This window comes from Rhodococcus sp. BP-160 (assembly GCF_019836205.1).
Lineage (GTDB): Bacteria > Actinomycetota > Actinomycetes > Mycobacteriales > Mycobacteriaceae > Rhodococcoides.
The window spans coordinates 506,975-520,531 of the sequence record NZ_JABUEK010000003.1 but is presented as its reverse complement, the minus strand read 5'-3'; the positions used below and the strand labels follow the sequence as shown (position 1 = coordinate 520,531).

Annotated in this window: 13 protein-coding genes; 7 read left to right on the top strand and 6 right to left on the bottom strand. The window is 68.5% G+C overall.

All coding sequences use genetic code 11. The features are described from left to right. Window positions 1-130 precede the first annotated feature (130 nt). Genes HQ306_RS14380 through HQ306_RS14360 form a run of 5 tightly spaced genes read left to right on the top strand, consistent with a single transcriptional unit; the run spans window position 131 to window position 6,156 of the window. Window positions 131-1,717, top strand: coding sequence for a carboxyl transferase domain-containing protein (locus tag HQ306_RS14380; RefSeq protein WP_222632647.1), 1,587 nt, complete (start codon window positions 131-133; stop codon window positions 1,715-1,717). Between the two features lie 5 nt (window positions 1,718-1,722). Continuing rightward, complete coding sequence (locus HQ306_RS14375; protein ID WP_222632153.1) at window positions 1,723-3,717, top strand: acetyl/propionyl/methylcrotonyl-CoA carboxylase subunit alpha; 1,995 nt, start codon at window positions 1,723-1,725, stop codon at window positions 3,715-3,717. Continuing rightward, window positions 3,714-4,883, top strand: a complete 1,170-nt coding sequence (locus tag HQ306_RS14370; RefSeq protein ID WP_027506197.1) for an acyl-CoA dehydrogenase family protein — start codon at window positions 3,714-3,716, stop codon at window positions 4,881-4,883. The genes HQ306_RS14375 and HQ306_RS14370 overlap by 4 nt, the downstream gene beginning before the upstream one ends. Beyond that, window positions 4,880-5,359 (top strand): MaoC family dehydratase, encoded by a 480-nt coding sequence (locus HQ306_RS14365; RefSeq protein WP_027506198.1) that lies wholly within the window; start codon window positions 4,880-4,882, stop codon window positions 5,357-5,359. Before HQ306_RS14370 ends, HQ306_RS14365 begins: the two co-directional genes overlap by 4 nt. A 20-nt stretch (window positions 5,360-5,379) precedes the next feature. Beyond that, on the top strand, window positions 5,380-6,156 hold the full coding sequence (locus HQ306_RS14360; RefSeq protein ID WP_056442231.1) for a CoA ester lyase: 777 nt from the start codon (window positions 5,380-5,382) through the stop codon (window positions 6,154-6,156). Here HQ306_RS14360 and HQ306_RS14355 read toward each other — a convergent pair. The 5 genes from HQ306_RS14355 to HQ306_RS14335 form a co-directional block, all read right to left on the bottom strand. After that, a complete protein-coding gene (locus tag HQ306_RS14355) occupies window positions 6,153-6,623 on the bottom strand; it encodes a DUF4383 domain-containing protein (protein ID WP_222632151.1) in 471 nt (156 codons plus the stop codon). The two genes, HQ306_RS14360 and HQ306_RS14355, sit on opposite strands and share 4 nt — an antisense overlap. 181 nt (window positions 6,624-6,804) lie before the next feature. Continuing rightward, window positions 6,805-8,640: an acyl-CoA dehydrogenase gene (locus HQ306_RS14350; protein ID WP_222632149.1), complete on the bottom strand. Its 1,836-nt coding sequence runs from the start codon at window positions 8,638-8,640 to the stop codon at window positions 6,805-6,807. A gap of 125 nt (window positions 8,641-8,765) precedes the next feature. After that, the gene (locus HQ306_RS14345) at window positions 8,766-9,368 is read right to left on the bottom strand and encodes a bifunctional 2-polyprenyl-6-hydroxyphenol methylase/3-demethylubiquinol 3-O-methyltransferase UbiG (protein WP_222632147.1); all 603 of its coding nucleotides are present in this window, start codon (window positions 9,366-9,368) and stop codon (window positions 8,766-8,768) included. After that, window positions 9,369-10,457, bottom strand: a complete 1,089-nt coding sequence (locus tag HQ306_RS14340) for a CaiB/BaiF CoA-transferase family protein (RefSeq protein ID WP_027506202.1) — start codon at window positions 10,455-10,457, stop codon at window positions 9,369-9,371. Window positions 10,458-10,519: 62 nt separating this feature from the next. Next, the gene (locus HQ306_RS14335) at window positions 10,520-11,092 is read right to left on the bottom strand and encodes a DinB family protein (RefSeq protein ID WP_200933792.1); all 573 of its coding nucleotides are present in this window, start codon (window positions 11,090-11,092) and stop codon (window positions 10,520-10,522) included. On the opposite strand from HQ306_RS14335, the gene purT reads away from it, so the two are divergent. Beyond that, window positions 11,091-12,320: a formate-dependent phosphoribosylglycinamide formyltransferase gene (gene purT / locus HQ306_RS14330; protein WP_222632145.1), complete on the top strand. Its 1,230-nt coding sequence runs from the start codon at window positions 11,091-11,093 to the stop codon at window positions 12,318-12,320. The two genes, HQ306_RS14335 and purT, sit on opposite strands and share 2 nt — an antisense overlap. After that, a complete protein-coding gene (locus HQ306_RS14325; protein WP_222632136.1) occupies window positions 12,317-12,799 on the top strand; it encodes a DUF456 domain-containing protein in 483 nt (160 codons plus the stop codon). Before purT ends, HQ306_RS14325 begins: the two co-directional genes overlap by 4 nt. Here HQ306_RS14325 and HQ306_RS14320 read toward each other — a convergent pair. Next, window positions 12,796-13,530 (bottom strand): amidohydrolase family protein, encoded by a 735-nt coding sequence (locus tag HQ306_RS14320; RefSeq protein ID WP_222632134.1) that lies wholly within the window; start codon window positions 13,528-13,530, stop codon window positions 12,796-12,798. The genes HQ306_RS14325 and HQ306_RS14320 overlap by 4 nt on opposite strands. Between the last annotated feature and the right edge of the window lie 27 nt (window positions 13,531-13,557).

Genomic DNA, 13,557 nt, shown 5'->3' with positions numbered 1-13,557 from the left:
GATTTCCGAGCGATCGGGTGGCTCCGGACGCGCGCCTGGCGATCCACGCATCCGCCGTGGACTTTCAGTTAATCATCGTTTACTGTCCTGGTTAGTGAGTGTTAACTGACGGACGGGCTGAGCGATGACGATGCTGGACGGTGCTCGAACCGAGCGCACGAGCAGGCGGGACGACCACCTCGCGCTGGTCGACGAGCTCCACCGAGCCATGGCGGCCGCTGCCCGCGGCGGCAGTGACGCCTCCCGTGAGCGGCACGTCTCCCGCGGCAAGCTGCTTCCGCGCGACCGTGTCGACACGCTGCTCGACGACGGCAGCCCGTTCCTCGAGATCGCCCCGCTGGCCGCGAACGGCATGTACGACGATGCGTGCCCGGGCGCCGGTGTGATCGCCGGAATCGGCCGGGTGTCCGGGCGCGAGGTGATGGTCGTGGCCAACGACGCCACGGTCAAGGGCGGCACGTACTACCCGATGACCGTCAAGAAGCATCTGCGCGCGCAGGAGATCGCCCTGCAGAACCGGCTGCCCTGCGTGTACCTCGTCGACTCGGGTGGCGCGTTCCTGCCGATGCAGGACGACGTGTTCCCCGACCGGGAACACTTCGGCCGGATCTTCTTCAACCAGGCGACGATGAGTGCGAGGGGCATCGCCCAGATCGCGGCGGTGATGGGGTCCTGCACCGCCGGTGGCGCGTACGTGCCCGCGATGAGCGACGAGGCGATCATCGTCCGCAACCAGGGCACCATCTTCCTGGGTGGACCGCCGCTGGTGAAGGCGGCCACCGGCGAGGTGGTCACGGCCGAGGACCTCGGTGGCGGCGACGTCCACTCCAAGATCTCGGGCGTGACGGATCACCTCGCGACCGACGATCGTGACGCGCTCCGCCGGGTCCGCGCGATCGTGGCCACCCTCGGCCCCCGCACGCCGTCGCCGTGGGAGGTACGCACACCGTTGCCTGCGAGCGACCAGTCGGAGCTGTACGACGTGGTGCCGACAGATCCGCGCACCCCGTACGACGTGCACGAGGTGATCACCCGCCTGGTGGACGGTGGGCAGTTCCAGGAGTTCAAGGCCGAGTACGGCACCACGCTGGTGACCGGGTTCGCCCACATCGACGGACACCCGGTCGGCATCGTCGCCAACAACGGTGTCCTGTTCGGTGAATCCGCCGTCAAGGGCGCACATTTCATCGAGCTGTGCGACAAGCGGTCGGTGCCGTTGCTGTTCCTGCAGAACATCACCGGGTTCATGGTCGGCCGCGAGTACGAGGCCGGGGGCATCGCCAAGCACGGCGCGAAGATGGTCACCGCGGTGGCCTGTGCCCGGGTGCCGAAGCTGACGGTCGTCATCGGCGGGTCCTACGGCGCGGGCAACTACTCGATGTGCGGACGCGCGTACTCGCCCCGCTTCCTGTGGATGTGGCCGAACGCGCGCATCTCCGTCATGGGCGGGGAGCAGGCGGCGTCGGTGCTCGCGACCGTGCGCAGCGATCAGCGGTCCGCGTCCGGCGAGCCGTGGACCGAGGACGAGCAGGAGCGGTTCAAGGAACCCATCCGCCGTCAGTACGAGGAGCAGGGCAACCCGTACCACTCGACGGCGCGGCTGTGGGACGACGGCATCATCGATCCGGCCGACACCAGAACTGTTCTCTCACTTGCTCTGTCGGTGTGCGCCAACGCGCCGCTCGAGCCGGTGTCCTACGGCGTCTTCAGGATGTGAGTGTGATGACCACGATCGACACGGTGCTCGTCGCGAATCGCGGTGAGATCGCCGTCCGGGTGTTCCGGACACTGCGCACCATGGGAATTCGCTCCGTCGCGGTGTACAGCGACGCGGACGCCGACGCGCTGCACGTGCGCTCCGCGGACACCGCGGTACGACTGGGTCCGGCGCCCGCACGCGAGAGCTATCTGAACATCGACAAGGTGATCGACGCGGCACTCGCCAGCGGCGCCGATGCGATCCACCCCGGATACGGGTTCCTCTCGGAGAATGCGGCATTCGCGGCGGCGTGCGAGAAGAACGGCATCACGTTCATCGGCCCGCCGACACGTGCGATCGAGACCATGGGCGACAAGATCACGGCGAAGAAGGCGGTCTCCGCGTTCGACGTGCCGGTGGTGCCCGGCATCGCGGAACCCGGACTCACGGACGACGAACTGATCGCGGCCGCGGGCGACATCGGCTACCCCGTGCTGATCAAGCCGTCGGCCGGTGGCGGCGGCAAGGGCATGCATTTGGTCGAACGAGCCGAGGACCTGACGGCGGCCCTGGTGCGGGCCAGGCGAGAGGCGGCGTCGTCGTTCGGCGACGACACCCTCTTCCTCGAACGATTCGTGTTGCGTCCCCGGCACATCGAGGTGCAGGTGATGGCGGACGCCCACGGCCACGTGATCCATCTCGGTGAGCGCGAGTGCTCGCTGCAGCGCCGTCACCAGAAGGTGATCGAGGAGGCGCCGTCGCCGTTGCTCGACGAGGTGACGCGGGCGCGGATCGGCGAGGCCGCGTGTGCGACCGCTCGGAGTGTCGACTACGTCGGCGCCGGCACCGTCGAGTTCATCGTCTCCGCCGACGCGCCCGACGACTTCTTCTTCATGGAGATGAACACCCGTCTGCAGGTGGAGCATCCGGTGACCGAGGAGGTCACCGGCATCGATCTCGTGGAGCTGCAGATACGGATGGCAGCGGGCGACACGCTGCCGCTGCAGCAGGAGGATGTGACGCTGACCGGTCACGCGATCGAGGCGCGTGTCTACGCGGAAGATCCGGGCTATGGCTTCCTGCCCACCGGCGGCCGAGTGATCGGACTGCACGAACCGGCGGGCACCGGTGTCCGCGTGGACTCGTCGCTCGCACCGGACACGGTGGTGGGCAGCGACTACGACCCGATGCTGGCCAAGGTCATCGCGCACGGTCGGGACCGCGCCGAGGCACTGCGCATCCTGCGACGGGCGCTCGGCGAGACCGCGGTGCTCGGCGTGGGCACCAACATCGACTTCCTCTCGTACCTGCTGGCCGATCCCGACGTCGCCGCCGGCCGTCTGGACACGGGCCTGCTGGACCGGGTCGCACCCGACTACGCGGCGCCCGTCGCGACGGACGAGGTCATCGCCGCCGCAGCCGTGTTCGACTGGTGCGCAGCCTGGCCCGCGCAGGACGACGGCGCGTGGACCGTTCCGAACGGGTGGCGTCTCGGTGGTCGGAGCGCACCGACGACCGTCCTCGTCGAGGACTCCGGGCGGCGGCGCACCGTCGCGGTGACCGGGTCGCCGAGCGACGCGGCGGTGACCGTCGACGGCGGAAATGCTCGGTCGCTGACGGTGACTCTCGACGGAGCGACTCTCGTGGTCGCGATCGACGGTCGCCGGACGACGTACACGGCTGCGCGGGACGCGGACGGGCTCTGGCTCGCGGCTTCCGGTGGGGTGTGGCATCTGCGCCCCGCCGCAGAGATCGACCTCGCCGCCGGGGGCGAGGCGGAGCTCGAGGACACGGTGCGCAGCCCCATGCCGGGCACCGTGATCGCCGTCGAGGTGACGAACGGTGACACCGTCACGGCCGGAACCGTTCTCGTGGTCGTGGAGGCCATGAAGATGGAGCACGCGCTCACTGCTCCCGCGGACGGCATCGTCGAGGTGACGGTGGCGAGAGGCGACCAGGTCGCCGTGAACCAGGTACTCGCACGCATGACCACGGACCCGAAAGAGGATGCAGCATGAGCACATCGACCGTCGCGGGACACAGCCTGTTGTCCGACGAGCACCAGCAGCTGATCGCCTCGGTGCGCGACTTCGCTCGCACCGTGGTGGCGCCCGTCGCCGCGCAGCACGATCGCGACCACACGTTTCCCTACGAGGTGGTCCGCGGCATGGCGGACATGGGACTGTTCGGACTGCCGTTCCCCGAGGAGTACGGCGGCATGGGCGGCGACTACTTCGCGCTGTGCCTCGCCCTCGAGGAGCTGGGCAAGGTGGATCAGAGCGTCGCGATCACGCTCGAAGCCGGTGTCTCCCTGGGCGCGATGCCCGTGTACCGCTTCGGTACGGACGCGCAGAAGAAGGAGTGGCTCCCCAAGCTGACGTCGGGCCGGGCGCTCGGCGCGTTCGGCCTCACCGAGCCCGGTGCCGGCAGCGACGCCGGCGGTACGCGCACCACCGCGGTGCGCGACGGTGATCACTGGGTGATCAACGGGTCGAAGCAGTTCATCACGAACTCCGGCACCGACATCACCGAGCTGGTGACGGTGACCGCCGTGACCGGAACCGATGCCTCCGGGCGCAAGCAGATCTCCTCGATCATCGTGCCGACGGACACCCCCGGCTTCGAGGCCGGTCCCGCGTACGACAAGGTCGGCTGGAACGCCTCGGACACCCACCCCCTGTCGTTCACCGATGTTCGTGTGCCGCTGGAGAATCTGCTCGGCGACGAGGGCCGTGGTTACGCCGGGTTCCTGCAGATCCTCGACGAAGGCCGTATCGCCATCGCTGCGCTCGCCGTCGGTGTGGCGCAGGGGTGCGTCGACGAGAGTGTGAAGTACGCGAAGGAGCGCGAGGCGTTCGGTACCGCCATCGGCCGGAACCAGGCCATCGCCTTCAAGATCGCCCGCATGGAGGCGCGCGCCTACGCCGCCCGGACCGCCTACTACGACGCTGCAGCGCTCATGTCGGCGGGCAAGCCCTTCAAAAAGGAAGCGGCCATCGCCAAGCTGATCTCGTCGGAGGCCGCGATGGACAACGCGCGCGACGCCACGCAGGTGCACGGCGGCTACGGGTTCATGAACGAGTACACGGTCGCGCGGCACTACCGCGACAGCAAGATCCTCGAGATCGGCGAGGGCACCACGGAGGTGCAGCTGATGCTGATCGCGCGCCAGGTGGGGCTGTGACCGAACCGGAGCGCATCGTCCAGCGCGGCCTGTGGTTCGACGAGATGACGGTGGGCACCGTCTACGAGCACCGGCCCGGGCGCACCGTCACCGAGGCGGACAACGTCCTGTTCACCACCCTCACGATGAACACGCAGGCGCTGCATCTCGACGCCGCGTACAGCGTGGACACCGCGTTCGGGGAGCGGCTCGTGAACTCGATGTGGACGCTCTCCACGCTGGTCGGGCTCTCCGTCGCCCAGCTGACGCAGGGCACCATCGTCGCGAACCTCGGGTTCTCGGAGATCAGCTTCCCGAAGCCGATGCTGCACGGTGACACCCTCTACGGCGAGACGGTGATCGCGGACAAGCGAGAGTCGGCGTCGAGACCCGGAGAAGGCGTCGTGACGTTCGAGCACACGGGCCGCAATCAGCACGGCGACGTCGTCGCGCGCGCCGTGCGGAAGACCCTCGTCCGGATGGCTCCCGCGTCGTGACGGGGCTCGGTCCGGTCTGGATGTTCTGCCCGGCCGACAGGCCCGAGCGCTACCGGAAGGCCGCCGCGGCAGCAGACGTGGTGATCCTGGACCTCGAGGACGCGGTGGCCCCCGGTGACAAGGAAGCGGCGCGGCAGGCCGTCGTCGACACCCCACTCGATCCGGACCGCACCGTGATCCGCGTCAACGCGCGATCGACGCCGTACTTCGAGGCTGATCTGGCAGCCCTGTCCGAGACGGTCTACCACCGCGTGATGGTGCCCAAGTGTGAATCGGCGCAGGACGTCTCGGCACTGGCTCCACGATCGGTGGTCGCCCTCGTCGAGACCCCACTCGGGATCCTGCACGCTGCGGAGATCTGCGCAGCCGACGGGTGCGAGGGCATGATGTGGGGCGCGGAGGACCTGGTGGCCGCGCTCGGCGGAGCGTCCTCGCGTCGCGGCGACGGGTCGTATCGCGACGTGGCCGTGCACGCACGCTCGACCGCTCTGCTGGCGGCCAAGGCCTTCGGGCGCCAGGCTCTGGACTCGGTGTATCTGGACATCGCCGATCTCGACGGACTGCGCGCCGAGTCGGAGGACGCCGTCGCGGTGGGGTTCGACGCCAAGGTGGCGCTGCACCCGACGCAGGCCGCCGTGATCCGCGAGTGTTACACCCCCACAGCCGATCAGGTGGACTGGGCCCGTCGGGTCGTGGCTGCCGCCGCCACCGAGCGCGGAGTGTTCACCGTCGACGGCAGGATGGTCGACGCGCCGGTGATCCGGCACGCCGACCGCATCCTGCGGGGACTCGGCTAGCGAGTCGGTGTCGCGGTGGTACCCGTGACGACGCGCGGCAACGCGAGACCCAGCCCGATCATGCCGACGCCGAGCACGAGGTGCAGCCAGTTGTCGGCGTCGTTCAGCGGCACGAAGTTGGCGCTGCTCTCGTGGTCGATGACGAGCCCGTACACGAAGAGCACCAGGTAGATGATGCCGCCGCCGATGAGGTACAGCCTCGCCGAGGACGGTGCACGGGCCAGCAGGATCCCGGCGACGCCGAACAACAGGTGCACGATGTTGTGCAGGATCGACACCTCGAAGATGCCCAGGAGCATCGCCCCGCTGTGGTGGCCCGCGAAGGTGAGCATGTCGTAGTCCGTCGTGATGCCCGGGACGAACCCGAGCACACCGACGAGAAGGAACACGACGCCGACGATCAGTGCTCCCCATTGAACCGGTGACCGGCGGACCACGGTACGGCCCGCTCTGTTCGTGTTCGCCATGGTGGATCCTCTCCTGTCGCGAGTGGGCCTGTCCCACTGCGCAACGCGAGGTGTAGCCGGTGGGCGTCGCGATAAACGCGGTGTCGGGCCGACTCCGCGAGAGCGGCCGGGAAGCGCCCCCACCACACAGCACTGCGGCCCGGCTGGAATACCAGCCGGGCCGCAGTGGGGATTCAGCGGATCAGAACGCCGCTTCGTCGAGCTCCATGACGTCGTTGTCCAGGTCGGACAGGATCTGACGGGTGGAGGTCAGGCGGGGCAGGATGTTCTTGGCGAAGAACGACGCTGCGCCGATCTTGCCCTCGTAGAACGCCTTGTCCTTCTCGCCGGCGCCGTTGTCGAGTGCGGCGATGGCGATCTCGGACTGACGCAGCAGCAGCCAGCCGATCATCAGGTCGCCGACGCTCATGAGCAGGCGGACGGATCCGAGGCCGACCTTGTACAGCTCGGTCGGCTGCTCCTGGGCACCCATGAGGTGCTGCGTGAGTGTGGCGACCATGCCCTGCACGTCCTCGAGGGCGGTGTTGAGCAAGGCACGCTCGCTCTTGAGGCGACCGTTGCCCGCCTCGCTGTCGATCCACGTCTTGATCTGGCCGGCGACGTGGGCCAGTGCGACGCCGCGGTCCCGGGCGATCTTGCGGAAGAAGAAGTCCTGCGCCTGGATGGCCGTGGTGCCCTCGTACAGCGAGTCGATCTTGGCATCGCGGATGTACTGCTCGATGGGGTAGTCCTGCAGGAAGCCGGAGCCACCGAGCGTCTGGAGGCTCTGCGCCAGCTGCTCGTACGCGACCTCGGAACCCACACCCTTGACGATGGGGAGCAGCAGGTCGTTGACGCGGAACGCGGTGTCCTTGTCGGCGCCCGAGACGTGCCGTGCGGCAACCTCGTCCTGGTGAGCGGCCGTGTAGAGGAACACCGCGCGCAGGCCCTCCGCGTACGCCTTCTGCGTCATCAGCGAGCGACGGACGTCGGGGTGATGCGTGATGGAGACGCGGGGCGCGGCCTTGTCGGTCATCTGCGTCAGGTCAGCACCCTGAATGCGCTGCTTGGCGTAGTCGAGCGCGGTGAGGTACCCGGTGGACAGCGTCGAGATGGCCTTGGTGCCCACCATCATTCGAGCGTGCTCGATGACGTCGAACATCTGCGCGATGCCGTTGTGGACGTCGCCGACGAGCCAGCCCTTGGCGGGGACGCCGTGTCCGCCGAGGGTCAGCTCACAGGTGGCCGAGACCTTGAGGCCCATCTTGTGCTCGACGTTGGTGACGAAGACGCCGTTGCGCTCGCCGAGTTCGCCGGTCTCGCTGTCGAAGTGGAACTTCGGGACGAAGAACAGCGACAGTCCCTTGGTGCCCGGCTTGGCGCCCTCGGGGCGAGCGAGCACGAGGTGGAAGATGTTCTCGAAGAGATCGTCCGAGTCGGCCGAGGTGATGAAGCGCTTGACGCCCTCGATGTGCCAGCTGCCGTCGGCCTGCTCGACGGCCTTGGTGCGGCCGGCGCCCACGTCCGAACCCGCGTCGGGCTCGGTGAGGACCATGGTGGCGCCCCAGTTGCGCTCGGAGGCGAGTACGGCCCACTTCTTCTGCTGCTCGTTGCCGTTGTCGGAGAGGATCTGGGCGAAGCCCGGGCCGGCGGAGTACATGAAGGCGGCGGGGTTCGATCCGAGGATCATCTCGGCGACGGCCCAGAACACCTGACGCGGAACCGGCATGCCGCCGAGTTCCTCGTCGAGGCCCAGGTGATCCCAGCCGGCTTCCTGCAGCGCGCGGTACGACTTCTTGAACGACTCCGGGAGGGTGACGGTGTGCGTCTCGGGGTCGAAGGTCGGCGGGTTGCGGTCGGCGTCGGCGAAGGACTCCGCGAGCGGGCCCTCGGCGAGGCGGCGGACCTCGGAGAGCATGTCACGCACGGTGTCGACGTCGAGATCGCCGAACTGTCCGGACTCGAGCGTCTTGTCCAGGGCGAACAGCTCGAACAGGTTGAACTCGAGATCGCGAAGATTGCTCTTGTAATGACCCATGGTGATGCGTTCTCCGTCTCAGTGGTGCGGTCCGGCCTCGGTACCGCCTGTGTGGCCCGGCGCTACCTACTCGCCAGTAACATACGGCTATGTTACGCCGGATCGGGAGCACTGCCAATAGGGGTCTACTCGTCGGTAACTCGTCCCACCACAAGGGCGTCGATCGCTGCGGAATCACCTACGTGCCGCACCCTGTCCTCGGCGACGAGAATGCGCATCCTGTCGCCGATGTCCGCGACCAGATCGTCTGGGCTGTAGAGGATCTCGGGATCCTGAGGACCGCCGACGCCATTCTTCAGATTGGCAGAATGGTGACCCACGATCACGAGGATTCCCTCATGTTTCAACGCCTGGACGGCAGTCGCGAGGACGTTTTCACGCTCGGTCCGCGATAAATGCAGGTAGGCGATGACAACGAGATCATAATTCCGCTCCGGTGTGAGTGTGGTCACGTCCGCGTGGACCCACCGCACACGCTCGCGGATCGACGCGGTGGCCGTGGCGGCGATGCGGACCGCCTTGGTCAGCGCCACGCTGCTGAAGTCGACGGCGTCGACACTCCATCCGCGCGTGGCGAGCCAGAGGGCGTTGCGCCCCTCGCCGCACGCGAGATCGAGCGCCCGGCCGCGCGGCAGGGAGGTGCAGAACTCGACGACCATGTCGTTCGGCGGTGCGCCCCAGATGAGTTCGGCGCGTTCGTACTTGGCGTCCCAGGCCGCGGCGTCCACTCAGGTCCAGACCGAGTCGGGGTCGACGGACGAGCGGGCCGGACCCGCCGGCGTGGACGTGGCGGTACGCCCGAAACGCGGCGCCGGGGCGTGCTGGGTGACCGCGTCGATGTCGATGAGGCTGCCGCGTTCGGCCATGTGGCGGTGGCGCGTGGCCTCGTCGAAGGTCAGCACGGGGGTGACGCAGGCGTCCGTGCCGTCGAAGACGGCGGCCCACTCGTCGCGCGTGCGGGAGGCGAACACCTCCGTGAAGGTCGACCGCAGCGTCGGCCACTGCTCACGGTCGAGCTGGTGGGGCAAGGCCGACGGATCGAGCCCGAGTCCCTGCAGCATCGCGGCGTAGAACTGGGGTTCCAGCGCGCCGACGGCGACGTGCTTGCCGTCGGACGTCTCGTACGTGTCGTAGAACGGGGCACCGGTGTCCAGCAGGTTCGTGCCGCGCTCGTCGGACCACATGCCGATCCCGCGCCACCCCCAGATCATGTGCGACAACGCGACGGTGCCGTCGACCATGGCCGCGTCGATCACCTGGCCCTTCCCGGACCGACCGCGCTCGACCAGCGCTGCGAGAATGCCCATGACGAGGAACATCGATCCACCGCCGAAGTCGCCGACCATGTTCATCGGGGGTACCGGGCGCTCACCCTCGCGTCCGATCGCGTGCAGCACTCCGGTGACCGAGATGTAGTTGATGTCGTGTCCCGCGACCTGCGACCACGGACCCTCCTGGCCCCACCCCGTCATGCGTCCGTAGACCAGACCGGGGTTGCGCTCGGCGACGACGTCGGGTCCCAGACCCATGCGCTCGGTGACCCCCGGACGGAAGCCCTCGATGAGGACGTCGGCGCGGGAGATCAGGTCGAGCACCCGTTCCAGCTCGGCCGGATCCTTCAGGTTCGCCTCGACGATGCGGCGGTTGCGGAGCAGGGGGTCGCCCGGTGATCCCTCGGCCGGCAACGCGCCCGCACGCTGGACGCGCACGACGTCGGCGCCGAGGTCGGCCAGCAGCGTCGCGGTGTGCGGTCCGGGGCCGATGCCCGCGAGTTCCACGACCTTGATTCCGGCGAGAGGTCCACCTGCAGTAGTCATGGCGCGACCCTATCCACCGGAACCTGCCCGACGACAGGACCGGACTGTGCGGGTCGGGAGACTCAGAGGAACTCCGACGCGGCGTCGTCCACCCGCGACCGGTAGTCACCCCACCAGTCGGCGTCACCGTCCGCCAGGTTGGAGTTGCCGGGAGCCAGTCCGGCGCTGCCGTCGGCGAGTTCGCGCACGATGTCGGCGTGGCCGGCATGGCGGTGTGTCTCCGCGATCAGGTGCACCAGGATGTACTCGACGGTCACGGGGTTCTTCGCCGTCCACCACGGCACCGTCCCCTCCGCTCTCGGTCCGAGGGTGCGCACCGTCTCGTCGGCATGGGCGTTCACCCGGCGGTAGAGGTCGACGAGAGAATCGCGGGACTGGTCGGGTGTGGCCCACATGTCGGCATTGAGTTCGAGTGTCGGGTCGGACCACGGGATCGGTTCGGGGAACGGTCGCCCGAACGTGGACCCGAGGTACCCCGCCTCGGTCATGGCCAGGTGTTTCACGATTCCCAGCAGGTTGGTACCGGTCGACGTGAGGGGCCGACGGATGTCGTACTCCGACGCGCCGTCGAGTTTCCACACCACCGCGTCCCGTCCTCGCTGGAGGTAGGTGAGCAGGTCCTCGGTCTCCGCCATGCCCGATACCATTCCAAGAGTGACGTCCTCCCGCATCGGTACTCCGCTTTCTCCGTCGGCCACCAAGGTGATGCTGCTGGGCTCCGGCGAGCTCGGCAAGGAAGTGATCATCGCGTTCCAGCGCCTGGGCGTCGAGGTGATCGCCGTCGACCGGTACGCGGACGCCCCCGGCCATCAGGTCGCGCACCGCGCCCACACGGTGGACATGAGCGATCCGGACGCCCTGCTCGCCGTCATCGAGTCCGAGGCGCCGCACTTCGTCGTGCCGGAGATCGAGGCCATCGCCACCGAGGCGCTCTCCGTGGTCGAGGACCGCGGGGTCACCACCGTCGTGCCGACGGCGCGCGCGACGCAGCTGACGATGAACCGCGAGGGCATCCGCAGGCTCGCGGCCGAGGAGCTGGGGTTGCCCACGTCGCCGTACGCGTTCGCCGACAGTGTGGACGAGGTTCGCGCGGCGCTCGAGCACACGGGCTTCCCGGCGGTGATCAAGCCGGTGATGTCGTCGTCGGGCAAGGGGCAGTCGGTCGTGACGAGCGACGACGACGTCCAGCGGGCCTGGGACCACGCTCAGGCCGGGGGACGAGTCGCGCTGGGCCGGGTCATCGTCGAGGGCTTCGTCGACTTCGACTACGAGATCACCCAGCTCACCGTCCGCGCGGTCGACGAGAACGGCGCCGACGAGACCTCCTTCTGCGAGCCCATCGGCCACCTCCAGAAGTCCGGCGACTACATCGAGTCGTGGCAGCCCCAGCCCATGTCGGCGGCCGCTCTGCACGCTGCACGCGAGGTCGCCCGCACGGTCACCGCGGCACTCGGCGGCCGCGGCATCTTCGGCGTCGAGCTCTTCGTCAAGGGCGACGACGTGTACTTCTCCGAGGTCAGCCCACGACCGCACGACACGGGCCTGGTCACGCTCGGCACCCAGCGGCTGTCGGAGTTCGAGCTGCACGCGCGCGCCATCCTCGGGCTTCCGGTGGACACCACGCTGCTGACACCCGGCGCGTCCGCGGTGATCTACGGCGGTCTCGACGAGGTGGGCATCGCCTTCGAGGGCGTCGAGCAGGCGCTCCGCGTCCCGGAGACCGACATCCGCCTGTTCGGCAAGCCGGAGAGCTTCGCGAAGCGCCGGATGGGCGTCGCCGTGTCGACCGGTCCGGACGTCGAGACCGCGCGGGGGCGTGCACGCGACGCCGCGAGCCGCGTGCGTCCGGTCTCGGCACGGTGACCGCCGGTGCCGAGGTCCTCGTCGGACTGGTCGTCCTGATCGGCCTGATCGGGATCGTCGTCCCGGTGCTCCCCGGCGTCGTCCTGATCTTCGCCGCGATCGGCGTCTGGGCCTTCGTCGTCGGCACCGCATCGGCGTGGACGGTGTTCGGCATCGCGACGGCGCTGCTGGCGGCATCGGGCGTCGTCAAGTACCTGTGGCCGGGCAGACGACTGAAGACGGCCGGAGTGCCCACCCGTTCCATCGTCGCGGGCGGCGTCGTCGGCATCGTCGGATTCTTCGTCGTCCCGGTCGTCGGACTCTTCCTCGGGTTCCCCCTCGGTGTGTACCTGGCGGAACTTCCTCGTGCCCGCACGTCGGGATCCGCCTGGCAGTCGACGGTCCACGCCACCAAGGCGGTGGGCCTGTCGATCCTCGTCGAGCTGTTCGGCGCGCTGATGGCGGCTGGCGTGTGGCTCGGCGCCGTCATCGTGCTCTAACGCTCCCGGTACCAGGCCCTCGCGTTCCTGAACAGCACCTTCTGGAGATCGCCGCCCACTGCCTCGGTCACCAGGTCGATGTCGGAGGGGACGAAGCGTCGCGGGGAGCGCGTGCCGGGCAGGTCGGTCCCGAACATCAGTGCCTCGGGGTTGACGGCATGGATCCTGCTCATCGCCTCCACCGGGTCGTGGCCGATGCGGCCGAAGCCCGCCGCCTTGACCCGTGCTCCCCTGTCGACGAGATCGAGGAGGTACGGCATGGCGTCCTCGGCCATGCCGAGGTAGTCGATGCTGATGGCCGGCAGTTTGGACAGGACCGGCTCCAGGGACAGCAACAATCCGGCGTCCGCGTAGAACTCGGCGTGCCATCCGGCGATCTCGTGCGCGCGGACGGCCTGCTCGGTGAGGGTCGACACGTCGGTGTCGCCGCGCCGCAGATTGAATCTGAGCGCTCGGACGCCCGCGTCGTCGAGCGCGATGATGTCCTCGTCCTCGGCGTCCCACGGCAGGTGGGTCACGCCCACCCATCCGTCACCGAGTTCGGTCAGCGCCGCGAGCAGAAAGCTCTGGTCGCTGCCCTGGAACGACCCGGCGATGACGGCGCCGCCCACGACCCCCAGCCCGTCGGTCTCCTCGCGATAGTCGTCGGCAGTGAACACGGGGGGTTCGTATCCGCCGTTCGACACGAGAGGGAACCGCGGATCGATGATGTGGACGTGGCTGTCGAACACGTCTGCCAGGATGCCTCATGATGTGAT